Source organism: Streptomyces sp. SM11 (assembly GCF_002910905.1).
Classification (GTDB): domain Bacteria; phylum Actinomycetota; class Actinomycetes; order Streptomycetales; family Streptomycetaceae; genus Streptomyces.
Window position 1 is genome coordinate 2,208 of sequence record NZ_NEUE01000138.1, and the last position, 22,738, is coordinate 24,945.

The window sequence follows — 22,738 nt, forward strand, 5'->3', positions numbered from 1 at the left end:
CCTGCGGCCTGGGAGTGGCTGACGGAGCCGGACGGACCGGTGGGACCTGCTGGGCCGGAGCTGCCGGCGCGACCGGACGAACCGGGGCCGGAGCCGGTGCGGCGGGTGCTTTTTGTGGGGCCGAAGCCGCCGGACGGACCGGGGGCGCTGACTCGGCGGTGCGGGCGGAAGTCGTGGGGGCGGAAGCCGGGGCCGTCGGAGGGGTGGTGGGGCGGGGCGGCACAGGGGCGCGCTGCGCTTCGGTACTCATCCGGCCCCCTGCTTACACGTCCTCGTACCGACCACGGATCACCGCCGCTGACAGGCCCGTTGGTGCTCGCGTGCACGTCACTCTACGGGCTGCGGGCGAACGGCGGGGAACGGGACGCCCCGGTCGGCGGAGGATCTGTCCTGATCGTCCCCCTACCCAGCCGTAGCGGCTCTCTGGCAAGCTGCGGCCATGACTGCCCGCGCCGCTGACCGGACCCGGTACAACCGGGCCACCGCCCATCTCGACGCCCCGATCGCGATCGTCGATCTGGACGCGTTCGACGCAAACGCCGACGATCTGGTGCGGCGGGCGGGCGGGAAACCTGTCCGGGTGGCGAGCAAGTCGGTGCGGTGCCGGGCCCTGCTGGAGCGGGTGCTCGCGCGTCCCGGGTTCGCCGGGATCATGTCGTACACGCTGGCGGAGTCGCTGTGGCTGGCGCGGGCCGGGTTCGACGACGTCCTGCTGGCCTACCCGTCGGCCGACCGGGCCGCGTTCGCCGAGCTGGCCGCCGATCCGAAGCTCGCCGGGGCCGTGACCGTGATGGTCGACGACCACGCCCAGCTGGAGCTCATCGACGCCTCCCGGGCGGGCGGACAGGAGGAGATCCGGGTCTGCCTGGAGCTGGACACCTCGCTGCGGATGCTGGGCGGCCGGGTCCGGATCGGGGCGCTGCGCTCCCCGCTGCGCTCCCCCGCGCAGCTCGCCGAGCTGGCCCGCTCGGTGGCCCGGCGGCCGGGCTTCCGGCTGGTGGGTCTGATGGCGTACGAGGGGCATGTCGCCGGGGTCGGCGACGCGCTGGCGGGGCGGCCGCTGCGGTCCCGGGCGATCCGGCTGATGCAGTCCGCCGCCCGCAAGGAGCTGGCGGTGCGCCGGGCCGAGGTCGTGCGGGCGGTCCGGGCGGTCGTGCCGGACCTGGAGTTCGTGAACGGCGGCGGCACGGGCAGCGTGCAGCACACGGCTGCCGAGGCCTCGGTGACGGAGATCGCGGCCGGTTCGGGGCTGTACGTGCCCCGGCTGTTCGACAACTACACGTCGTTCACCGGCCGCCCGGCGGCCCTGTTCGCACAGCCCGTGGTCCGCCGGCCCGGCGTGGGCGTCGTGACGGTGCTCGGGGGCGGCTATCCGGCGTCCGGCGCGGCCGGGGCGGACCGCTCGCCGGTGCCGTATCTGCCGGAGGGGCTGCGCTACGACGTGCAGGAGGGCGCGGGCGAGGTGCAGACGCCGCTGCTGGGCTCCCCCGCCGACGACCTGCTGATCGGCGACAAGGTCTGGTTCCGGCACGCCAAGGCCGGGGAGCTGTGCGAGCGCTTCGACGCGCTGTACCTGATCGAGGGCGACCGGGTCACGGCGAGCGTTCCGACGTACCGGGGCGAGGGGCAGACCTTCCTCTGACCTGACCCGGCCCAGCCCGGCCCAGCCCGGCCCGACGGGGTCTGCGGCGTGTGGGGTTCAGGGGCCGATCGACGCGCCCACGCCGCTGCTCGCCCCGCTCCCGCCGAGCGGACGGATGCCCCGGGTGATCGTGTCCATCAGGGAGAGTGGCAGGTCGGGGATGTCCGCGTCGAAGGCGAAGCGGACGATCACCGGGGTCTCGGTGCCCACCGAGGACGGGAAGGCGACGGACTGCACGTACCCGCCGGGCCCCTTGCCGGTGGTGACCTGCCAGCGCACCAGATAGCCGGTGCGGCCCGCGACGGTCAGCTCCCGCGCCTCGATCACCTTGTGGGACCGGATGCCGCCGTGGGTGCGCCGGCCGAGGCTGTCCTCCTCGAAGGCCCGGTCGGCGGCGGTGACGATATCGGCCTCGGCCAGTGCCTCGGGATCGTTCTCGGCACCCCGGGCCGTGTGGGTGGTGACCGTGCCGTGGTAGCAGAACGACGCGGCGCCGGGGCAGTCGTAGGACTGCTCGGTGCGGATGGTAGGGATGTCGTCGGAGGTGTTCTCCGGCTTCTCCCAGCCCTTCGGGACGGGCAGCGTGACCCCGTTGAGCTGGTCGACCAGGACGGTGGGGTCCTCGTCCGGGTCGGGCTCGGCGGAGGCGGAGGCGGAGGCCGTCGGAGTGGTGACGGGGGCCGGGGACGAGGCGGTCGTCGGCGGAGCCGCCGGCGTCCCGCTGTCGTCGCGGCCCAGCAGCACCGCGCCGGTGACGGCCGCGCCCAGGACCAGTACGCCACAGAGCGTGATCGCCAGGACCTTCGTGCGGCTGCCGCCGCCGGAACCGTCGTGGGGGTCGCGCTGGTGCGGAAACGACGGCGGTCCGAACCCCTCCGGTGCGGCGTGGGCGGCCGCCACTGGGCGGGTGTGCGCGGTCCAGGACGCGCCGTCCCACCAGCGCTCAAGGCCGGGTGCGCCCGTGTCCGGATACCAGCCGGGCGGCGTCGCGAAACTCATGCCCACACTCTAGGGTCCGGCTCCGGCACGGTCGCCGGGGCTCCGGCCTTCTCCGGGTCAGGCGTCCCGGCCGGTCAGGGACAGCAGGTCGCGGGCGGGACCGGTGGGGCGGTGCCCCCCGGGCCAGACGGCGCGCAGCTGGCGGCGCAGCCGTACGCCCGCGACGGGGACCTTGACCAGGCGGCGGGACGACAGCTCCTCACCCAGGGCCAGTTCGCTCAGGACGCAGGGGCCCGCGCCGCTCTCCGCCGCGCCCTTGACCGCGGTGGTGGAGGAGAGTTCCAGCAGGGGCTGGGCCAGTCCGCCGTGCACGGAGAGCGCCGCGTCCAGGACCTGGCGGGTGCCGGAACCGTGTTCGCGCAGGATCAGCGGGGTGGCGGCGAGTTCGCCGGGCAGCAGCGGGGTGCGGCGGCGGGCCCACGCGTGGCTGGGGGCGACCACGACGACGAGGCGGTCGTGGGCGATGACGGTGCCGTCGAGGCCCTCCGGTATCGACAGGCCCTCGACGAAGCCGAGGTCGGCCTCCCCGGTGACCAGGCGGCGGGCGACGGCCGCGGAGTTGCCGACGAGGAGCGAGACCGCGGTGTCCGGCCGCTCGCCGCGCAGGGCGATCAGCCAGCCCGGCAGCAGGTATTCGGCGATCGTCATGCTGGCGACGACCCGCAGCCGGGAGTCGCGGCGGTCGCGCAGCGCCTGGGTGCCCGCGTCGAAGGCCTCCGCCGCCTCGACGACCCGGCGTGCCCAGTCGGTGACCAGGGCGCCCGCGTCGGTGAGCCGGGAGCCGCGCGGGGAGCGGTCCAGCAGGGCGACGCCGAGCTGCCGCTCCATGGACCGGACGCGGCTGGAGGCGGCGGGCTGGGTGATGCCGACGTCCCGGGCGGCCCGCCCGAGGCTGCCGTGCCGGGCGACGGCGAGCAGCAGTTCCAGCGCCCCGAGGTCGGGGACCCGGTGGGAGAGGGGGATGTGGGGTGCGTGCGCGTCGTCGCCGGCCATAAAGCCAGCTTATGACCTCATAGGAACGGGGTCCCTGGCGGGCGGGGGCCCTACCGCCAAGGATCGTGGCATGGCCATCCTTCCGCAGACCCGGACCGTTGTACCGCCCCCCGTCGCCGCTCTTCTCCCTGGTGGGGCGGACGGGCGGCCGGACACACGACGGCTGCCTTCCCTGCGGCACATCGGCCCGAACTGGTACGCGAGCGTGATGGGCACCGCGATCGTGGCGAGCGCCGGCGCGACGCTCCCGGTGGACGCTCCCGGTCTGCGCGCCGCGTGCACCGTCGTGTGGGCGCTGTCGGCCGTGCTGCTCCTGGCCGTGCTCACCGCGCGGGCCGGGCACTGGCTCTGCCACCGCGACCAGGCGCGCGCCCACCTGCTGGACCCGGCCGTCGCCCCGTTCTACGGCTGTCTGTCGATGGCGCTGATGGCCGTCGGCGGGGCCACCCTGACGGTGGGCGCGGACGTGGTGGGCTTGCGGGCGGCACTCGCGGTGGACGTCGTGCTGTTCGTGGCGGGTACGGCGATCGGCCTGGTGGCCGCCGTCGTGGTGCCGTATCTGATGGTCGTACGCCACCGTCCCGCGCCCGGGTCCGCGTCGCCGGTCTGGCTGCTGCCGCTGGTCGCCCCGATGGTGTCGGCCTCGCAGGGCGCGCTGCTGGTGCCGCACGTCGCCGCCGGGCAGGGGCGTGAGGCGCTGCTGCTGGCCTGCTACGCGATGTTCGGCCTGTCGTTGCTGGCCACGCTGGTCGTGCTGCCGCTGGTCTTCTCCCGGCTGGTCCACCACGGTCCGCTGCCGCTCGCGCTGACCCCGACGCTGTTTCTGGTGCTGGGGCCGCTCGGGCAGTCGACGACCGCCGTCAACCAGCTGGCCGACGTGGCCCCGGGTGCGGTCGGGGCTTCCTACGCCTCCGCGTTCGGCGCGTTCGCCGTGCTGTACGGGGTGCCGGTGATGGGCTTCGCGCTGCTGTGGCTGGCCCTGGCGACCGCGATGGTGGTGCGGGCCGCGCGGAACGGGATGGGGTTCGCGATGACGTGGTGGGCGTTCACCTTCCCCGTCGGTACCTGTGTGACCGGGGCGGCCGGTCTGGCGCGGCACACCGGTCTCGACGCGCTGACCTGGCTGGCGGTGGCGCTGTACGTGCTCCTCGTGGTGGCGTGGGCGGCGGCCGGGACGCGGACGGCGCGCGGGGTGTTCAGCGGAGCGCTGACGGCAGCACCCGTGCCGCCTCGGCCAGCGACGGCCCGTACCAGGTGAGCAGCCGCCCGTCGACGAGTGCGGCGGGCAGGGCGGGGAAGGCCTCGGGTCCGTCGTCCGCGGTGAAGCGGTAGGGCTCGTCGGGCAGCACGACCAGCTCGGCCCCGGAGGCGTTCAGCTCGTCGGGCGGGATGCGCGGGTAACGCTCGGCGTGGTCCGCGTACACGTTGCGGATGCCGAGGCGGGCGAGGAGGTCGCCGGCGAAGGTGTCGCGGCCGAGGACCATCCAGGGTCTGCGCCAGATCGGCACGACGGCGGGGCGCGGGCTCCCGGAGGGCGCGCGCAGGGCGGCCCAGGCGGCCTCGGCCTCGTCCAGCCAGCGGGGCCGGGCGAGCCCGCAGCCGTCGACGAGGACGCGGTGCAGTTCGGCGAAGGCCTGGTCCAGGGTGCGGACCTCGGTGACCAGGACGTCGGTCCCGGCGGCCCGGAGCGCGTCGAGGTCGGGGGCCCGGTTCTCCTCCTCGTTGGCGATCACGAGGTCGGGGGCGAGGGCGGTGATCGCGGCCACGTCCGGGTTCTTCGTGCCGCCGATCCGGGCGGCGGTGAGGTCCACGGGGTGCGTGCACCAGTCGGTGACGCCAGCGAGCAGCCCGGGTGCGGTGCGGGCGACGGCCTCGGTGAGCGAGGGGACCAGGGAGACGACGCGCACGGGACGCCTTTCGGGAAGGAAACGACGGGCTCAGCGGCGCGAGTCGAAGGTGGCGTCGATGTGTTCGGCCACCGAGACGACCAGGAGCCGGGTGCCGGGCACGGTGGCGCGCCAGCGGTGGCGGACCCCGCCGGAGAGGAACAGGGTGTCGCCGTGCTCCAGGCGGTGGACCTGGCCCTCGGCCTCGACGTCGACGGCGCCCTCGACGACGTACATCAGTTCGTCGTTGCGGTGCTGGAACTCGCGCCCGAGGTCCGGCTCGCCGGTGAACTCCAGGGCGCTGAGCTGATGGCGGCCGCGCACCAGGCGGCGTACGCCCTCGCCCTCCTCGGCCCGGACGACGTCCACGGCGCGGGCGGAGTCGGCGGCGGCCCGCAGCCGCTCGGTGGTGGTCTCCAGCGCCTCGGCGACCCGGCCGAGGGAACGGGCGCTGGGACGGGCGCGCTCGTTCTCGATCTGGCTGAGGAAGGGCACGGAGAGGCCGCTGCGCGAGGCGACAGCGGCCAGCGTGAGCCCCAGGGTTCTGCGCCGTCGGCGGACGGCGGCACCCACTCTCGGTGTGTCCTTGTCGTCCATGTCCCAGCTCCCTCCCGCCCCCGCCATCCTCCCGGTTGCCAGCACCTTACGCACATGGTTGTGCACGACGTCCGGCAAACGACCCCCGGGCAGCCGGAAGGGGTGGCCCCGCCCGAAGGCGGAGCCACCCCTTTCGACCTGTGCTTTCGTCCCCGCGGGAACTACTGCTGGGGTGCCATGGTGTCCGCGATGCCCGGGTTTTCGTCCATCCAGGCCTTCACGGCTTCCTCCTCGTGCCCCACGCCGTGCCTCTGGATCTCGTTCTCCAGACCGCCGAGCTGCTTCTCGGTGAGCTTGAAGTCCTTGAACCACTTCGTCAGCTGCGGGTACTGCTCCGGGAACTCCTTGGAGGCGATGGTGTGCAGCCGGTCGCCGTCACCGAACGTCTTCTTGGGGTCCTTGAGCTTGGTCATGCCGTACTCGTTGTACGCCCAGTGCGGGGTCCACAGCAGGACCGCGACGGGCTCCTTCTTGGCGTACGCGCGCTTCAGCTCGGCCAGCATGCCGGGCGTGGAGGAGTCGAGGACCTCGAACTCCTTGTCCAGGCCGTACTGCGGCAGGACGTTCTTCTTGAGGTTCTCCATGGCGGCGGCGCCGGGCTCGATGCCGACGATCCGGCCCTTGAAGTCGGAGCCCTTGCCCTTGAGGTCGTCGAGGGACTTGACGTCCTTGACGTAGTCGGGGACGGCGACCTCGACGGAGGTCGGCCCGTACCAGGAGCCGATGTCGGTCAGCTTGTCGCCGTACTTGTCCCAGTAGTTCTTCTGGGTGTACGGCAGCCAGCCGTCGAACTGCACGTCGATCTGACCGCGTGACATGGCCGCGTACATGGGACCCACCTCGAACTGCTTGAGGTTGACCTTGTAGCCGCGCTCCTCCAGGACCGCCTTCCACAGGTACGTGGCGGCGATGTCCTCCTCCCACGGGAACCAGGCGACCTCCAGGGCACGGTCGCGCTCGTCCTTGCCGTCGGCCGCCTTGGCGTCCTTCGGGACCGGGGACCACTTGTCGGCGACGCCCGGGTTGGCCTTGAGCCAGGTGCGGACGGCTTCCTGCTCCTTGCCGGAGCCGGACTTCTGGATCTGGGCTTCCAGGCTGGTGAGCTGGACCTCGGTCATCTTGAAGTTCTTCAGCCAGGTGCTGACCACGGGGTTCTCGGTGGAGAAGCCCTTGCGCGCCAGGGTGTGGACGCCGTCACCCTCGCCCCAGAGACCCTTGGGGTCCTTGAGCTTGGTGAGGTCGTACTCGTTGTACGCCCAGTGCGGCGACCAGAGCGGAACGACGATCGGTTCCTTCTTGGCGTACGCGCGCTTCAGCTCGGCCAGCATGGACGGCGTGGAGCCGTCGATGAGCTTGTACTCCTCGTCCAGGCCGTAGCCCGGCAGCAGCTTGTCCTTGAGCAGGCCCATCTCGCCGGCGCTCGGCTCGATGCCGACGATCCGGTCCTTGAACTCGGAGGCCCGGCCCTTCAGGTCGTCCATCGACTGGACGTCCTTCATGTACGCGGGGACGGCGAGCTCCAGGGAGGTCGGGGCGAACCACGCGCCGAGGTCCTCCAGGCTGTCCTGGTACTTCTCCCAGTAGCTGGCGTGGGTGACCGGCAGCCAGGAGTCGGTCTGGAAGTCGATCTGCCCGTTGGCCATGCCGGTGTACAGCGCGCCGGCCTCGTACTGCTTGACGTCGACCTCGAAGCCGCGCCGCTCCAGCATCTCCTTCCAGAGGAACGTGGAGGCGATGCCCTCGTCCCACGGGATGTAGCCGATGCTGACCTTTTTACCGTCGCCGATCCGGGCGGCCTTTCCGGCGGTGTCGTCCTCGGAGCCGCTGCCGAAGATGCTCATGCTGCCCGCGACGAGCGCGAGGACGACGACGCCGACGGCCGCGATGCGGGCCTGCGGACGGTAGGTCCAGATCTTCCAGCCGTCGGCCATGGCCTGGGCCTTGGCGACCGCACGGCGGCCCAGCGGGGAGACCTCGGTGCCCAGCGCGCCGGTCATCCGGTCCAGGTACATGGCGAGGATGACGATGGAGATGCCCGCCTCGAAGCCGAGGCCGACGTCGACGTTGCCGATGGCGCGGTAGACGGAGCCGCCGAGGCCGCCGCCGCCGACCATGCCCGCGATGACGACCATGGAGAGGCCGAGCATGATGACCTGGTTGATTCCGGCCATGATCGTGGGCAGGGCGAGCGGCAGTTGGACGCGCAGCAGGGTGTTGCGCGAGGTGGTGCCGAAGGCCTCGGCCGCCTCGACCAGTTCGCCGTCGACCTGGCGGATGCCGAGTTCAGTCATCCGGACGCCCGGGGGCAGCGCGAAGATGATGGTGGCGATGATGCCGGGGACCACGCCGACGCCGAAGAAGATGACGCCGGGGATCAGGTAGACCATGGCGGGCATGGTCTGCATGAAGTCCAGGACCGGCCGGGTGATCGCGCTGACCGTCCTGGACCGGGAGGCCCAGATGCCCAGCGGCACGGCGATGACCAGGGTGACGAGCGTCGCGACGAGCACCAGGGTGAGGGTGTCCATCGCCTCGTCCCACAGCTCGACGGAGTCGATGAGGGCGAACCCGACGAAGGTGAGCAGTGCGGCGGGCAGGCCGCGCAGCCACCAGGCGATGACGGCGACGATGCCCGCGAACAGCAGCGGCGCGGGGGCGGACAGAACGGCGGCTATGCCGTCGAACATGCCGCCGACGACGGTGCTGATGGTGTCGAAGAGCCAGGCGAGGTGGGTCTGCAGCCAGTCGACCGCGGAGTCGACCCATTCGCCGAGGGGGAACCTAAACACCGGCCACCTTCTTCACGCCGTCCGCGGCCGCGGACTCGGTGCCTCGGGGGGCCTCGGCCGGGGTCATCGGCTCGCCGAGGACGGCGAGCAGCCGGGAGCTGGGGACGACGCCGACGAGCTTGCCCTTGGCGTCGGTCACGGCGACCGGGTTCGAGCTCTGCGAGCAGGGCGTGAACAGGTCGATGATCGGCGTGGACTCCGGGACCGTGGCGGGGGCCGCGGCCAGCACGTCCTGCGGGGTGCGGAGTTCCTTGCCGTCCGCCGCCTTGGTGCCCATCACGGTGTGCGCCTCGGCCATGATCGCGCCCGCGGTGAGCACCCGGGAGCGGTCGACGTCCTGGGTGAAGGAGGCGACGTAGTCGTTGGCCGGGGTGACGAGGATGTCCTCGGCGGTGCCGAGCTGGACGATCTCCCCGTCACGCATCACGGCGATCCGGTCGCCCAGGCGCATGGCCTCGTTGAGGTCGTGGGTGATGAAGACGATGGTCTTCTTCAGGCGCTTCTGGAGCTCCAGGAGCTGGTCCTGCATGTCACGGCGGATCAGCGGGTCGAGCGCGCTGAAGGACTCGTCCATGAGCAGCAGGTCGGCGTCGGTGGCCAGGGCGCGGGCGAGACCCACGCGCTGCTGCATACCGCCGGACAGCTCGTCGGGCCAGGACTTCTCCCAGCCTTCGAGGCCGGTCAGCCGCAGTGCCTCGGCGGCGCGCACCTCACGCTCCTCACGCGACACGCCCTGGACCTCCAGACCGTACGCGGCGTTCTCCAGGACGCTCCGGTGGGGGAAGAGCGCGAAGTGCTGGAACACCATGCTGATCTTGGTGGAGCGGACGTGCCGCAGGTCGCGGGGGCTCAGGGCGGTGAGGTCCTGGCCGTCGAACAGCACACGGCCCGCGGTCGGCTCGAGCAGACCGTTCAGCATGCGCAGCAGGGTGGACTTGCCCGAGCCGGACAACCCCATGACGACAAAGATCTGCCCCGGCTCCACGGTGAACGAGGCGTCGATCACCGCTGCGGTCGTGCCGTCGGCGCGCAACTCGTCGCGACCGGTACCGCTCTCGAGCTTCCGCACGGCTTCGTCGGGTCGTCTGCCAAAGACTTTGTACAAGTGTTCGGCTTGCAGCCTGGACACATACACCTCACGCGTTGAACCGAAGAACGGTCTGCCACCCCCCTCCGGGAGACCGTGGAGCAATGCGGGCTCTGTCCGCGTGGCACATGCACTAGTTGAAGATGCGACGTGATCCGCTCCGGTGGCGCGCATGCCCACGCTTACACGAACCAAACGCGACAGTGACCCAGGTCACCGACCTGCGACGGAGGGGCAGTAGGCGGTTACCCGGAGCGACTGTGGGTGCGGTGGGGCATCATCGGGTCTGTGACGCGACGCCTGATGCTCCTCGACACCGCTTCCCTGTACTTCCGCGCCTACTTCGGCGTGCCCGACTCGGTGCGCGCGCCGGACGGGACGCCCGTGAACGCCGTGCGCGGCCTCCTCGACTTCATCGGCCGCCTGGTGCACGACCACCGGCCGGACGACCTGGTCGCCTGCTGGGACAACGACTGGCGCCCGCAGTGGCGGGTCGACCTGATCCCGACGTACAAGGCGCACCGGGTCGCCGAGGAGACGCCCGCCGGGCAGGCGGACGAGGAGGAGATCCCCGACACGCTGTCCCCGCAGGTCCCGATCATCGAGGACGTGCTGGCGGCGCTCGGGATCGCCCGGGTCGGCGTCACGCCGTACGAGGCGGACGACGTCATCGGCACCCTCACGGGGCGGGCGACCGGTCCGGTGGACATCGTCACCGGCGACCGCGACCTGTATCAGCTGGTCGACGACGCCCGCCAGGTGCGCGTGCTCTACCCGCTCAAGGGCGTCGGCACCCTTCAGGTGACCGACGAGGCGTGGCTGCGCGAGAAGTACGGCGTGGACGGCGCGGGGTACGTCGACCTGGCACTGCTCCGCGGCGACCCGAGCGACGGACTCCCGGGCGTCCCCGGCATCGGCGAGAAGACGGCGGCGAAGCTGCTGGACGCGTACGGCGATCTCGACGGGATCATGGCGGCGGTGGACGACCCGAAGGCGAAGCTGACCCCGTCGCAGCGCAAGCGGCTGGATGAGTCGCGCGCCTATGTGGCCGTCGCGCCGAAGGTGGTCCGGGTGGCCGGGGACGTCCCCCTGCCCGACTTCGATCCGGCACTGCCGCGCGAGCCGCACGACCCGGCCGCCCTGGAGGCGCTGGCGGAGCAGTGGGGGCTGGGCGGAGCACTTCAGCGACTGCTGACCGTCCTTCAGCACTGAGGTGCTAGCTTAGGTATACCTAAGTCTTCAGTGTGCGAACCAGAGGAGTACCTCGTGGCAGAGCGGCCGGCCCGGCAGGGACCCAAGGCCCAGGGGGCGCAGGTCGTGCGCACCGAGCAGATCACCCCGCACATGGTGCGGGTGGTCCTCGGCGGCGAGGGGCTCGCGGACTTCACCCTCTCCGGCTTCACCGACCACTACATCAAGCTGTGCTTCGCGCCCGAGGGTGCGGACTACGCCCACCCGTTCGACATGGCCGCCATCCGCGAGAACTACCCGCGCGAGCTGTGGCCCACCACCCGCACCTACACGGTGCGCTCGTGGGACCCGGTCGCCCGGGAGATGGCCGTCGACTTCGTCGTGCACGGCGACGCGGGCCTCGCAGGACCGTGGGCGCAGCGGGCCCGGGTAGGCGAGCAGGTGACCTTCCTCGGCCCCGGCGGCGGTTACGGCCCGGAGGCGTCGGCGGACTGGCACCTGCTGGTCGGCGACGAGAGCGCACTGCCAGCGATCGCGGCGGCGCTGGAGCAGATGCCGTCGGGTGCGCTGGTGCACGCCTTCGTGGAGGTGTCGGACGCCGCGGAGGAGCAGAAGATCGTGACGCCCGACGGGGTGGCCGTGACCTGGCTGCACCGCGGCGACCGGCCCGTCGGCGAGCTGCTGACAGCGGCCGTGAAGGGGCTGGACTTCCCCGAGGGCGAGGTCCAGGCGTTCGTGCACGGGGAGGCGGGCTTTGTGAAGGAGATCCGCCGGCATCTGCGCGTGGAGCGGCAGATTCCGCTGGCACAGCTGTCGATCTCGGGCTACTGGCGCGCCGGCCAGAACGACGACGCCTGGCGCGCCGTGAAGCGCGAGTGGAACGAGCAGGTGGAGCGCGAGCAGGAGAGCGGGACGACCTCCGCGTAGCCCCACCCCGACGACGGCGCGGCCCGGAGCGGCCTCCCAGGGCCGCCGAGCCGGGCCCCGGGAGGCCGGCGACGGCCCCGCCCGGAGCATCCCGCCCCGGGCCGCCCGGCGAGCAGACCATCGGACCCCGTCCGCCGCACAGCGCGGCGGGCGGGGTCCGCGCGTCGGCCTCAGAGCTCAGGAGCGCCGCCCGAAGCGCCTCCCGGAGCACCTTCCTCCGATGGATCCGCACGGCCGTCCACCGGCCCGCCCTTCTCCGCCGGGCCGGAGAGGCGCCCCGGGGACTCGAAGCGCCGGAAGGACACGTCGATGTGCGCCAGCCTCCGCAGCGCGCCGAACATCGCCTCGCCGAGGACGGTCCCCACGACGACACTCTCGACCAGGTCCTCCCGGGCGACCCGCCGCTGTACGTAGTCGAGGTCGGCGCGGGCGACCGGCTCGGCAGCATCCGCGTAGGCGTCCAGCAGCTCGGCGTACCCGCCGTGCCCGGCCCTGCGCAGCGCGGCCAGCACCTCCGCCAGGGATTCGGCGGCGGGGCACTGCTCGTCGGCCTGCCAGTCGCGCCGCCGCAGCAGCTCGGCCACCTCCTCGCGCGCGTCCTCCAGTTCGGGACCCGGTTCCTCCTCGCCGGTCGGCGTGATGCCGTCCGCCGCGATGCCGAGCACCTTGTGCACCGGCTGCTCGGGGTCGTCCATGACTTCCAGGACCTCGCCGATGGCGGCGAGCGACAGGCCGCCGACGTCCAGCAGCGCCCGGATGAGGCGCAGTCTGCGCTCGTGCCCGGGGCCGTAGTGCGCCTGGTTCGGGCTGGTCAACTCCCCTGCGGACAGCAGCCCTTCACGGAGGTAGTACTTGATCGTCGGTACCGAAACCCCGGACCTGCGACTCAATTCACCGATGCGCACCGCGCGTTCGCCCTTCTGCCCTTGCCAGAAACCACACCCATCATAGATAGTCCCTCTATCAGATAGCGGGTAGTGTGGCTATCCATACTTCTCCACCGTCGTCACAGGGGGTCCCCATGTCGTCATGGCGTTCCTGGCATCGCCCACTAGTCGTCTTCTCCGCCGCGATGGCCGCATTCGCCGTCGTCTCCGCCGTCGGCCTCGTGATCGACGACCGGGTCCTGGTGGGCGCGCCGATCTGGGCGAAGCCGTTCAAGTTCTCCGTGTCCTTCGCCGCGTACTGCCTGACGCTGGCCTGGATGCTGACGCTCCTCACGCGCGGGCGGCGGACCGGCCGGTGGGCCGGACACCTCGTCGTGCTGACGAGTCTGGCCGAGATGGTGATCATCACCGTGCAGGTCGTCCGCGGGAAACGCAGCCACTTCAACACCGCGACCGCCTTCGACTCGGCACTCTGGGACGCGATGGGGATGACCATCGTCGCCCTGTGGACGGCCACCCTGGTGATAGCCGTCCTGCTGCTGCGCACCCGCATCGCCGACCGCGCGACGGCCCTGGCCGTCCGGGGCAGCCTGCTGATCGCCATGGCCGGTGCGGCCCTCGGCTTCCTGATGACCCTGCCGAGCGAGGGCCAGCGGGCGGCCGGGAACCTCGACACCGCCGACATCATCGGCGCGCACTCCGTGGGTGTACCCGACGGCGGCCCGTCCATGGCCCTGACCGGCTGGTCGACGACCGGCGGTGATCTGCGTGCCCCGCACTTCGTGGGCATGCACGCCCTCCAGCTGATACCGCTCCTGCTGATCGCGCTGGTCGCACTCGCACCCCGCCTCGCCCCGCTGCGCGACGCCGGGACACGTCTGCGCCTCGTACGGGTCGCCGTCGGCGGCTACGCGGCACTCGTCGTACTCATCACCTGGCAGGCGCTCCGGGGCCAGCCGCTGATCCATCCGGACGGGGCCACGCTGCTCGCCGCCGGAGCGATCCTCGCGGCGGTGGCCAGCGGCATACGGACCGCCCTGCGCCCGACGGCGACCGCACACCGGATCCGTACCGCTCCCGAGGACAAGGAACCCGTGGCATGACCGGCGCACTCTTCGAGGTCACGTTCTATCTGGCCGCCCCGTTCTGGCTGCTGATGATCTTCGCCCCCACCTGGTCCGGCACCGCCCGCGTCGTCGCCTCGCCGCTGACCGTGCTGCCGGTGCTCGCCGTCTACGCCGTCATGGCCGTGCCGGTGTTCCCGGAGCTCTGGACGGCGGTGAGCAGCCCTGACATCGACACCTTCCGTGAGCTGACGGCGCTGGCCGGCGGAGCGGGCGCGATCTGGGCGCAGGTGATCGCCTGGGATCTCCTGCTCGGGCAGTGGATGTACCTCCAGAGCCGGAAGCTGGGGCTCCCGCCGTGGCTGATGGGGCCGCTGCTGGTCCTGACGATCCTGCTGTCGCCGTTCGGGCTGCTGATCTTCCTCGCCGTCCGCGCCGTCCGGCCGCGGCGGCGCGAAGCGCCCGCCGACCGAGGCGCGCGTCCTTCCGGGACCTGATCTGGAAAGATCGCCAACACCTGACCAATCCGCACGGCCGTCCGCTCCGAATCACTCCCGGAATCGACGATCGTCCCGGGAGGAACCCGCGTGAAGGAAGCCGTACACATCAGTGGGGTGCCCTCGCCCGGTCCCGATCTCCAGGAGCTCCTGGTGCGGGTCGCGCGGGGCGACCAGGACGCGTTCGCCACGGTGTACGACGCGGTGAGCGGGCCCGTGCTCGGCCTGGTGCGCAGCGTGCTCCGCGATCCGGCGCAGTCTGAGGAGGTGGCGCAGGAGGTGCTGGTGGAGGTCTGGCGGACCGCGCCCCGCTTCCAGGCCTCCCGGGGCAGCGCGATGAACTGGGTGCTGACCCTGGCCCACCACCGGGCCGTCGACCGGGTCCGCTCGGCCGAGGCCGCGGCAGCCCGGGAGCACAAGGCGGCGCTGCTGGACCGGACGCCCGCTTTCGACGAGGTGTCCGAACAGGTCGAGACCCGGTTGGAGAGAGAACAGGTACGGCGCTGTATGCGCACCCTGTCCACGCTGCAACGGGAGTCGGTGACGCTGGCCTACTACCGGGGCCTGACCTACCGTGAGGTTTCCGAACTCCTCGCCGTGCCGCTGGGCACCATCAAGACACGACTCCGCGACGGCCTGATCCGCCTTCGCGACTGCCTGGGGGTGAGCGCATGAGTACGGCCGAGCTGCACACGCTGACCGGGGCCTACGCCCTGCATGCGCTGCCGGAGTCCGAACGGCAGGCGTTCGAGCGGCACCTGGCGGACTGCGAGGCCTGCGCCCAGGAGGTGCGGGAGCTGTCGGCCACCGCCGCCCGGCTCGGCCTCGCCGTCGCCGAGCCCCCTCCGCGCGAGCTGCGCGAGAGGGTGTTGCGGGAGATCACGACCGTACGCCAGGAGACTCCGGCGCCCGGCAGACGGGAGCGGACCGGCGGGGGCGGACGCACCGGCCGGCGGTGGGCCTACGCGCTCGCCGCCTGCATCGCCGCGGCCGCCGCGTTCGGCGGGGTCGCGGTCTGGCAGAACCAGGTGGCGCAGGACGCCCGGCAGGAGGCCGATCAGGCACAGCGGCAGAACGAGCAGCTGGCACAGGTGCTCTCCGCCCCGGACGCCAGGACCGCATCGGGCGAGCTGACCGGCGGCGCGCACGGCACCGTTGTCGTCTCGCAGAGCCGGAACCGTGCGGTGTTCCTGGCCTCGGGCATGGAACGGCCGCCGAGCGGCAAGGTCTACCAGCTCTGGTTCAACGACGAGGGCACGATGCGTTCGGCCGGTCTGATGGACCCGACGGCGAGCGACGACACGGTCCTGCTGGACGGTCCGGTGGACCGGGCGTCCGGGATGGGCATCACGGTCGAGCCCGCCGGCGGGTCCGCCGAACCGACCTCGTCGCCGGTGGCGCTGATGGACTTCCCCGCCGCCTGACCGCTCGCCCACGATTACCGCAAGGGAGCACCCGTTCCATGAGTGTCGCGGTGGTGCTGTTCACCTCCGACCTGCGAGTCCACGACAACCCGGTGCTGCGTGCCGCCCTGCGGGACGCGGACGAGGTCGTCCCACTGTTCGTGCGGGACGACGCCGTCCACCGGGCCGGGTTCGACGCGCCCAACCGGCTGGCGTTCCTCGCCGACTGTCTGGGCGCTCTGGACGCCGGACTCCGCCACCGGGGCGGCCGGCTGGTCGTCCGCCGGGGAGAGGCGGCCACCGCGGTGAAGCGGGTGGCCGAGGAGACCGGGGCGGCCTCCGTGCACGTCGCCGCCGGGGTCAGCCGGTACGCGGCGCGGCGCGAGGAGCGGATCCGGGAGGCCCTGGCGGGCACCGGGTGCGAACTGCGCGTCCATGACGCGGTGGTCACCGCGGTGGCTCCGGGCCGGGTGGTCCCGACCGGCGGCAAGGACCACTTCGCGGTGTTCACCCCGTACTTCCGCCGTTGGGAGGCGGAGGGAGTACGGGGCACGCTGACGGCTCCGCGGACGGTCCGGGTGCCGGACCGCGTGGCGAGCGACCCGCTCCCGGACCGGGACACGGTCGGGAACCTCTCTCCCGGTCTCGCCCGGGGCGGCGAGGACGTGGCCCGCAAGCTGGTCACGTCCTGGCTGAACGGACCGATGGCCGGCTACGAGGATGGCCACGACGATCTGGCCGGGGACGCGACGTCCCGGCTCTCCCCCCATCTGCACTTCGGTACGGTCTCCGCCGCCGAACTGGTCCACCGCGCGCGGGAGAAGGGCGGGCCCGGCGGCGAGGCGTTCGTGCGACAGCTGGCCTGGCGCGACTTCCACCACCAGGTCCTCGCGGCCCGCCCCGACGCCTCCTGGTCCGACTACCGGCCGCGCCGGGACCGCTGGCGCTCCGACGAGGACGAGATCGACGCCTGGCGGACCGGGCGGACGGGCTATCCGCTGGTGGACGCGGCGATGCGGCAGCTCGCGCACGAGGGCTGGATGCACAACCGGGGCCGGATGCTGGCCGCGAGCTTCCTCACCAAGACGCTGTACGTGGACTGGCGGGTGGGTGCCCGGCACTTTCTGGACCTTCTGGTCGACGGCGACCTGGCGAACAATCAGCTGAACTGGCAGTGGGTGGCGGGAACCGGCACGGACACCCGGCCCAACCGGGTGCTCAACCCGGTGATCCAGGGCAAACGCTTCGATCCGCGGGGCGCCTACGTACGGCGTTGGGTGCCGGAGCTGGCGGAGCTGACGGGGGCCGCGATCCACGAGCCCTGGAAGCTGGCGGGCCTGGACTACCCGGACCCGGTGGTGGACCTGGCCGAGGCCCGGTCCCGGTTCGAGCGCGCCCGCGGCCTGGACTGACCGGACGACGGTACGCGAAGGGGCCCGTACCGCTGGACGCGGAACGGGCCCCTGTCAATGTGCTCAGGTGCTTCGCGGCGGCCGGGGGAAGAAGCCGCTGGTCCGCGCGACGTACGCGTCGAACCCGGGCCGGCCGGCCATATGACGCTCCAGCAGGGCCGCACCGCTGCCCTTCGTCAGCAGGAAGGTCATCACCAGCGGGGCGACGACGGTGGCGGCCGCGGCCGCCGGGGACTGGCAGACCAGAAGGAACAGGCCCCACCAGACGCAGAAGTCGCCGAAGTAGTTCGGATGGCGGGTCCAGGACCACAGCCCCCGGTCCATGATCTTCCCCTGGTTGGCGGGGTCGGCCTTGAACCGGGCCAGCTGTGCGTCGCCGATCGCCTCGAAGGCGAGCCCGACCGCCCACAGGAGCACCCCGGCCCAGGCCCACCAGGCCAGGGGCGCGGTGAGGTACTGCGCGGCCTGCACCGGCAGCGAGACGAGCCAGACCAGCGCGCCCTGGAGCAGATACACCTTGCGCAGGGCGTACAGGTCAGGGTTACCGGGGGCCTTGGCCAGCATCTTCGCGTAGCGCGGGTCCTCCCCGTGGCCCCGGCCGCGCCGCCCGATGTGGACGGCGAGGCGCAGCCCCCAGATCACGGTCAGCGCGGTCACCAGGAGCCTGCGGCCGTCGTCGCCCGCGCCCGCCGAGAGGCCGTAGGAGACCAGGGCGACGGCGGCGAACCCGACGCCCCAGGCGATGTCGACGATCCGGTGCACCCCCTTGTTCAGGGCGACGGCGAAGGTGACGAGCATGACACCGAGGGCGGCGACGGCCGCGCCCGCGAGCCCGTTCGCGAACGCTTCCCAGGCGAAGCCGCTCACCGGTCCGCTCCCGGGTCCCCCGGTGCGTACCGGTCCCGCCGGGTGGCCGGCATCGGCGGCCGGGGCCGGCCAGCGCTCTGCGGGTTCGCGCAGGGACGGTGGGCGCGTCGGGAGGTCCGGTCTCGCTGGGCCTGGTGGCGACGGTGGTCACTCGGTCTCCTCGCGGGTCAGCAGCAGTTGCTGCACATCGAGATAGCCGGAGCGGAAACCCGCTTCGGAGTAGGCGAGATAGAAGGTCCACATCCGGCGGAAGACGGCGTCGAAGCCGAGGGCGTCGGCCTCGGCGGCCCGTTCGGTGAACCTCTCCCGCCACAGCCGGAGCGTCTCGGCGTAGTGCGCGCCGAAGCCGATGCGCTGGGTGGTGCGCAGGCGGGTGTGGCCGGTGGTGATCCGCTCCACCGCCTCGGTGGAGGGCAGCAGTCCGCCGGGGAAGATGTACTTCTGGATCCAGGTGTACGTGGAACGGCTGGCGCGCAGCCGGTCGTCGGGCATGGTGATGGCCTGGAGGGCGATCCGGCCGCCAGGGGCCAGCACGCGGTCCAGGGTCCCGAAGTAGACCGGCCAGAACTCCTCGCCGACCGCCTCGACCATCTCGACGTTGACGATGGCGTCGTAGTCGCCGGTGACCCGGCGGTAGTCGCTCAGCCGCACCTCGACGCGGTCCTCGTACCCGGCCGCGCGGATGCGGGCACGGGCCAGTTCGCGCTGTTCGGCGGAGAGGGTGACGGTGACGACCCGGGCGCCGCGGGCGGCCGCGCGGATGGCCAGTTCGCCCCAGCCGGTGCCGATCTCCAGAAGGCGGGTGCCCTCGCCGACCCCGGCCGCGTCCAGCAGCCGGTCGATCTTGCGGTGCTGGGCGGCGGGCAGCAGGTCGTACTCGGCGGGGAAACCGCGGAAGACGGCGGAGGAGTAGGAGAGCGTCTCGTCGAGAAAGAGGGCGAAGAGCTCGTTGGACAGGTCGTAGTGGTGACTGATGTTGTCCCGGGAGCCTTCGGGGGTGTTCATCTGCGCGGCGGGCCTGCGCAGCGCCCAGACCCCGCGCAGGCGTTGCAGCGGCCGGGGGACGAGGGCGGCGGCGTTGTCGGCGAACACGGTCAGCACGCCGACGAGGTCCGGCGCGTCCCACTCCCCCGCCATGTAGGACTCGCCGAAGCCGATGAGCCCGCTCGCGCCGATCCGGCGGAAGAAGGCGTCGGGGTCGTGGATGGCCATGAGCGGCCCGCCGAGGCCTGTGTCCTGCGTGCCCGCGAGGCGGGCGCGCAGGGGGAGCCGGCTCAGCGTCCGGCGGACGACACGTTCGGCGACGGCGGTCCGGGCGCGGGAGACCCGGGGGAGGGTGACGACGTCGGGCCAGCGTTCCGGGTCGGTCCCGGGGGTGTGTTCTGCCGGCGGCGCAGAGGTGGGCGCGGTCACTGCATGCCTTCCTGCGGGCGGTGCGGGGGACGGGGCTGCACGGGGAGCCCGCGCAGGTGGAGACGGATGCCGTGCAGGCGGATCGCGGCGGAGACGAGGACGGTGGAGAGGGGGTGCCGCAGGGCGAGGCGCACCAGCTCGCGAGGGGTGGCCGGGCGGCGGCGGCCCCGTACGGTCGCGGTGAACGGGCGCGGACCTTCCCGCTCCAGACAGACACTCAGGTCGAGACGGGACCCGGGTTCGGGCAGCCGCATCCGGTAGCCGCCGTCCACGGGGAAGAACGGCGAGACGTAGAACTCCTTGCCGGTCGCGGCTCGGTGGTCCCCGTCGGGACGCAGCAGGTAGCCGTGCCGTCCGCCGTACGTGTTGTGCACCTCGGCGACGACGCAGAGGGGGCTGCCGTCGGCGCGGTGGCACCAGTAGACGGTGATCGGGTTGAAGACGTACCCGAACACCCGGGCGTGGGTGAGCATGGTGACGGTCCCGTCGCCGAGCTCCACCCCCCGCGCACGCAGGAAGCGTTCGAGCCCGGCCCGGATGGTGGGCGCGGTACCGCCGAAGTGGTCACGGGCATCGAACCGGGCCAGCGGCCGCAGGGCGCGCGGCAGCCGGGGCGGCCGGTCGGGGTCGATCAGCCACAGATACGTACGGTGCCGGAACGCGTACTTCGTGGGCCGGTTCCGTACGTGCGTGATGGTGCACGGATAAAGGGCGTTCACCACCTCACCCCCAGGGCGGCGGCGGCCTCGGCCCCCGAACGGCAGCCGTCCTCGTGGAACCCCCAGCCGTGGTACGCCCCCGCGTAGGCGGTGACGGGACCGGACAGGGCGGGCAGCCGGGCCTGGGCGGCTACCGACTCCGGGGTGTAGACGGGGTGCTCGTAGACCATGCGGGCGCGTACGGAGGCGGGGTCGACCCGGTCGGAGCCGTTCAGCGTGACCACGAAGGTCTCGGGCGCGTCGAGCCGTTGGAGCCGGTTCATGTCGTAGCTGACGGTCACGTGGTCGGCGTCGGCGGCGCACGAGAGCATCAGGTAGTTCCAGGAGGCCCGGGCCCCCGGGCACGGGGCAGCAGGGCGGTGTCCGTGTGCAGCAGGGTCGGGTTGCGGGAGTACCGGAACGCGCCGAGCGTGCCGCGCTCGGCGTCGGTCGGGTCGGCGAGCAGCCGCAGCGCCTGGTCGGGGTGGGTGGCGATGACGACGGAGTCGTACGGGGTGGTCGTGCCGTCCTCGGTGGTGACGTCGACGCCGTCCGTGTGCCGGGTGATCGCGCGCACCGGGGCCGCGCTGTGCACGGCGGTGAGCTGCTTGACGACCCGGTCGACGTAATCGCGTGACCCGCCGGTGACGGTGCGCCAGACCGGGGAGCCGCCGACGGCGAGCATGCCGTGGTGGGCGAGGAACCGGAAGAGGTAGCGGGCCGGGTAGCGCAGGGCGGTGACCGGGTCGCAGGACCAGACGGCGGAGACCATGGGGGTGAGGAAGTGGGCGTGGAAGTACGGCGAGAAGCGCCCTCGCCGGGCGAACTCCCCCAGCGTCATCTCGCCCGCACCGCTCTCCGGCAGCGCCTGCAGGGCCCGTGCGGCGCGGTGGAACCGAGGCACCTCGGCGAGCATCCGCAGATAGCGGCCGCGCACGACGGAACCCGGCTGCGCGAAGAGCCCGGCCGGGCCGCGCGCCCCCGCGTACTCGAGGCCGCATCCCTCGCACCGTACGGACATCGACATCTCGGACTCCTGCGTGGCGACGCCGAGTTCGTCGAAGAGCCGCAGCAGATGGGGGTACGTCCGCCGGTTGTGCACGATGAACCCGGAGTCGACGCGGTGCACCCGGCCGTCGGAAGCGCCCAGATCATGAGTGTGGGCGTGGCCTCCGGCACGGCCGTCCGCTTCGTACAGCGTCACCTCGTGGGCGCCCCGGAGAACGTGGGCGGCGGTGAGTCCCGCCACTCCGGCTCCCACCACGGCCGTCCGCCGCCTTTGCCCTGCCATTCCGGCTCCCTCCGGTCCTTCCACGCTGGTCGGAGCGCTGATGGAGTGCTCCTTACCGTCCATTCGTGGCCGACGCCCGGAAGGATTGGTCGGGTCGCCGAATCCGATCCGATCGGGTGAAGGGGAGCCCGGGACCAATCCGCCGGCCGACCGGCGTCGAACCCCCTGTGTGAGAGCGGACCGGAACGACGCGCGGATGGAGGTCGCTGCTGCCCCGGCGGTCCCGCTCGGCGCGTGCCGTGGTCACCGCGCCCGGCGGCCCCGCCGCCGGATGCGGAGTGCGCCGCCGCGTCGCCCCGGTACGCCGTACGGATCCGGCCGGCGCCCGGCAGGCGGCAGTCCCCCGCCCCTCGCCCCACCCTCCGCTCTTCGCACCACAACCTTCGATCCAGGAGAAACTCCATGAACACGCTCCTCTTCCGCCGCGCGGCCGTCGCCGTTTCCGCAGCCGCTGTGCTGCCTCTGACGCTGACCGCCTGCTCGTCGGACGATTCCTCCAAGGACTCGGCGGCAGGCTCGACGCCCAGCGCGTCCGCGCCGGCGAGCCCCTCGGCCGATGACTCGATGCCCGTGGACGAGCCGTTCGGCCCGGCCTGTGCGTCGGTGCCGAAGGAGGGCGCGGGCTCGTTCGACGGCATGGCGCAGGACCCGGTCGCCACGGCCGCCTCGAACAACGAGGAGCTGTCGACGCTGGTGGCCGCCGCGCAGCAGGCCGGCCTGGTCGACACGCTCAACAACGCCGAGAACATCACGGTGTTCGCCCCGACCAACGATGCGTTCGCGAAGATCCCGAAGGCCGACCTGGACGCGCTGCTGGCGGACAAGGCCGAGCTCACCAAGGTCCTCACCTACCACGTGGTGGGCGAGAAGCTGACCCCGCGGCAGCTGGAGAAGGGGTCCTTCGACACGCTGGAGAAGAGCAAGCTGACGACGACCGGCTCCGGCGTCGAGTACACCGTGAACGACTCCTCGAAGGTCGTCTGCGGCAACGTCCCGACCGCCAACGCGACGGTCTACATCGTCGACACGGTCCTGATGCCCCCGAAGTAGCCCCACGGGAATCCCCACGGACGGGGGCGGGAAGCCGCATCGCGA

Annotated in this window: 20 protein-coding genes and 1 pseudogene; 10 read left to right on the forward strand and 11 right to left on the reverse strand. The window is 72.3% G+C overall.

Translation table 11 applies throughout. The features are described from left to right. Positions 1–439: 439 nt before the first annotated feature. Positions 440–1,642, forward strand: coding sequence for an amino acid deaminase/aldolase (locus B9S58_RS10960; protein WP_103531925.1), 1,203 nt, complete (start codon positions 440–442; stop codon positions 1,640–1,642). Between the two features lie 57 nt (positions 1,643–1,699). Here the strand turns inward: B9S58_RS10960 and B9S58_RS10965 are convergent, their stop codons facing one another. Together B9S58_RS10965 and B9S58_RS10970 are read right to left on the reverse strand one after the other, a co-directional pair. Further along, positions 1,700–2,641: a DUF2510 domain-containing protein gene (locus tag B9S58_RS10965; protein WP_103531926.1), complete on the reverse strand. Its 942-nt coding sequence runs from the start codon at positions 2,639–2,641 to the stop codon at positions 1,700–1,702. A gap of 57 nt (positions 2,642–2,698) precedes the next feature. Further along, positions 2,699–3,634: a LysR family transcriptional regulator gene (locus tag B9S58_RS10970; RefSeq protein WP_103531927.1), complete on the reverse strand. Its 936-nt coding sequence runs from the start codon at positions 3,632–3,634 to the stop codon at positions 2,699–2,701. 70 nt (positions 3,635–3,704) lie between these two features. Between B9S58_RS10970 and B9S58_RS10975 the strand changes: the two genes are divergently transcribed. Continuing rightward, positions 3,705–4,892, forward strand: a complete 1,188-nt coding sequence (locus B9S58_RS10975) for a TDT family transporter (protein ID WP_181009267.1) — start codon at positions 3,705–3,707, stop codon at positions 4,890–4,892. Here the strand turns inward: B9S58_RS10975 and B9S58_RS10980 are convergent. From B9S58_RS10980 to B9S58_RS10995, 4 genes are all read right to left on the reverse strand, one after another. Next, positions 4,831–5,541: a helical backbone metal receptor gene (locus tag B9S58_RS10980; RefSeq protein ID WP_103531928.1), complete on the reverse strand. Its 711-nt coding sequence runs from the start codon at positions 5,539–5,541 to the stop codon at positions 4,831–4,833. The two genes, B9S58_RS10975 and B9S58_RS10980, sit on opposite strands and share 62 nt — an antisense overlap. Before the next feature lie 30 nt (positions 5,542–5,571). Then, complete coding sequence (locus tag B9S58_RS10985; protein ID WP_103531929.1) at positions 5,572–6,117, reverse strand: helix-turn-helix domain-containing protein; 546 nt, start codon at positions 6,115–6,117, stop codon at positions 5,572–5,574. Positions 6,118–6,278: 161 nt separating this feature from the next. Then, the gene (locus B9S58_RS10990; RefSeq protein ID WP_103531930.1) at positions 6,279–8,906 is read right to left on the reverse strand and encodes an ABC transporter permease/substrate binding protein; all 2,628 of its coding nucleotides are present in this window, start codon (positions 8,904–8,906) and stop codon (positions 6,279–6,281) included. Then, positions 8,899–9,975, reverse strand: a complete 1,077-nt coding sequence (locus tag B9S58_RS10995) for a glycine betaine/L-proline ABC transporter ATP-binding protein (protein ID WP_103531931.1) — start codon at positions 9,973–9,975, stop codon at positions 8,899–8,901. Before B9S58_RS10995 ends, B9S58_RS10990 begins: the two co-directional genes overlap by 8 nt. Positions 9,976–10,296: 321 nt before the next feature. Here B9S58_RS10995 and B9S58_RS11000 point away from each other — a divergent pair, with 321 nt between their 5' ends. Further along, entirely contained in the window at positions 10,297–11,205 is a 909-nt protein-coding gene (locus B9S58_RS11000) for a 5'-3' exonuclease (RefSeq protein ID WP_181009271.1), read from the forward strand. 54 nt (positions 11,206–11,259) lie between these two features. Then, entirely contained in the window at positions 11,260–12,111 is an 852-nt protein-coding gene (locus B9S58_RS11005; RefSeq protein WP_103531933.1) for a siderophore-interacting protein, read from the forward strand. A gap of 170 nt (positions 12,112–12,281) precedes the next feature. On the opposite strand, the gene B9S58_RS11010 is transcribed toward B9S58_RS11005, so the two are convergent. Then, on the reverse strand, positions 12,282–13,016 hold the full coding sequence (locus tag B9S58_RS11010) for a MerR family transcriptional regulator (RefSeq protein WP_103531934.1): 735 nt from the start codon (positions 13,014–13,016) through the stop codon (positions 12,282–12,284). Between the two features lie 167 nt (positions 13,017–13,183). Here B9S58_RS11010 and B9S58_RS11015 point away from each other — a divergent pair, with 167 nt between their 5' ends. The 5 genes from B9S58_RS11015 (at position 13,184) to B9S58_RS11035 (ending at position 17,374) form a co-directional block, all read left to right on the forward strand. Then, a complete protein-coding gene (locus tag B9S58_RS11015; protein WP_181009272.1) occupies positions 13,184–14,101 on the forward strand; it encodes a hypothetical protein in 918 nt (305 codons plus the stop codon). Continuing rightward, the gene (locus tag B9S58_RS11020) at positions 14,098–14,559 is read left to right on the forward strand and encodes an ABA4-like family protein (protein ID WP_103531936.1); all 462 of its coding nucleotides are present in this window, start codon (positions 14,098–14,100) and stop codon (positions 14,557–14,559) included. The genes B9S58_RS11015 and B9S58_RS11020 overlap by 4 nt, the downstream gene beginning before the upstream one ends. Positions 14,560–14,649: 90 nt before the next feature. Next, entirely contained in the window at positions 14,650–15,234 is a 585-nt protein-coding gene (locus B9S58_RS11025) for a sigma-70 family RNA polymerase sigma factor (RefSeq protein ID WP_103531937.1), read from the forward strand. Then, a complete protein-coding gene (locus B9S58_RS11030; protein WP_103531938.1) occupies positions 15,231–15,983 on the forward strand; it encodes an anti-sigma factor domain-containing protein in 753 nt (250 codons plus the stop codon). Before B9S58_RS11025 ends, B9S58_RS11030 begins: the two co-directional genes overlap by 4 nt. A gap of 38 nt (positions 15,984–16,021) precedes the next feature. Next, positions 16,022–17,374: a deoxyribodipyrimidine photo-lyase gene (locus B9S58_RS11035; RefSeq protein WP_103531939.1), complete on the forward strand. Its 1,353-nt coding sequence runs from the start codon at positions 16,022–16,024 to the stop codon at positions 17,372–17,374. Between the two features lie 63 nt (positions 17,375–17,437). Here B9S58_RS11035 and B9S58_RS11040 read toward each other — a convergent pair whose 3' ends face one another. The 4 genes and pseudogenes from B9S58_RS11040 to B9S58_RS11055 all read right to left on the reverse strand — a co-directional run bounded on the left by B9S58_RS11040 (position 17,438) and on the right by B9S58_RS11055 (position 21,643). Further along, positions 17,438–18,241, reverse strand: coding sequence for a DUF1295 domain-containing protein (locus B9S58_RS11040; RefSeq protein ID WP_103531940.1), 804 nt, complete (start codon positions 18,239–18,241; stop codon positions 17,438–17,440). A gap of 147 nt (positions 18,242–18,388) precedes the next feature. Then, a complete protein-coding gene (locus tag B9S58_RS11045) occupies positions 18,389–19,654 on the reverse strand; it encodes a cyclopropane-fatty-acyl-phospholipid synthase family protein (RefSeq protein ID WP_103531941.1) in 1,266 nt (421 codons plus the stop codon). Continuing rightward, a complete protein-coding gene (locus B9S58_RS11050) occupies positions 19,651–20,376 on the reverse strand; it encodes a DUF1365 domain-containing protein (RefSeq protein ID WP_103531942.1) in 726 nt (241 codons plus the stop codon). The genes B9S58_RS11045 and B9S58_RS11050 overlap by 4 nt, the downstream gene beginning before the upstream one ends. Further along, a pseudogene (locus tag B9S58_RS11055) lies at positions 20,370–21,643 on the reverse strand (NAD(P)/FAD-dependent oxidoreductase). Before B9S58_RS11055 ends, B9S58_RS11050 begins: the two are co-directional and overlap by 7 nt. Before the next feature lie 402 nt (positions 21,644–22,045). Here B9S58_RS11055 and B9S58_RS11060 point away from each other — a divergent pair. Then, the gene (locus tag B9S58_RS11060; protein ID WP_103531943.1) at positions 22,046–22,693 is read left to right on the forward strand and encodes a fasciclin domain-containing protein; all 648 of its coding nucleotides are present in this window, start codon (positions 22,046–22,048) and stop codon (positions 22,691–22,693) included. Positions 22,694–22,738 lie beyond the last annotated feature (45 nt).

Coding starts and splice junctions, on each gene's coding strand:
- B9S58_RS11000 (WP_181009271.1), top strand. CDS start 10,297: ATGCTCCTCGACACCGCTTCCCTGTACTTCCGCGCCTACTTCGGCGTG.
- B9S58_RS11030 (WP_103531938.1), top strand. CDS start 15,231: ATGAGTACGGCCGAGCTGCACACGCTGACCGGGGCCTACGCCCTGCAT.
- B9S58_RS11035 (WP_103531939.1), top strand. CDS start 16,022: ATGAGTGTCGCGGTGGTGCTGTTCACCTCCGACCTGCGAGTCCACGAC.
- B9S58_RS11020 (WP_103531936.1), top strand. CDS start 14,098: ATGACCGGCGCACTCTTCGAGGTCACGTTCTATCTGGCCGCCCCGTTC.
- B9S58_RS10975 (WP_181009267.1), top strand. CDS start 3,705: ATGGCCATCCTTCCGCAGACCCGGACCGTTGTACCGCCCCCCGTCGCC.
- B9S58_RS11015 (WP_181009272.1), top strand. CDS start 13,184: ATGGCCGCATTCGCCGTCGTCTCCGCCGTCGGCCTCGTGATCGACGAC.
- B9S58_RS11060 (WP_103531943.1), top strand. CDS start 22,046: ATGAACACGCTCCTCTTCCGCCGCGCGGCCGTCGCCGTTTCCGCAGCC.
- B9S58_RS10965 (WP_103531926.1), bottom strand. CDS start 2,641: ATGAGTTTCGCGACGCCGCCCGGCTGGTATCCGGACACGGGCGCACCC.
- B9S58_RS10970 (WP_103531927.1), bottom strand. CDS start 3,634: ATGGCCGGCGACGACGCGCACGCACCCCACATCCCCCTCTCCCACCGG.
- B9S58_RS10960 (WP_103531925.1), top strand. CDS start 440: ATGACTGCCCGCGCCGCTGACCGGACCCGGTACAACCGGGCCACCGCC.
- B9S58_RS10985 (WP_103531929.1), bottom strand. CDS start 6,117: ATGGACGACAAGGACACACCGAGAGTGGGTGCCGCCGTCCGCCGACGG.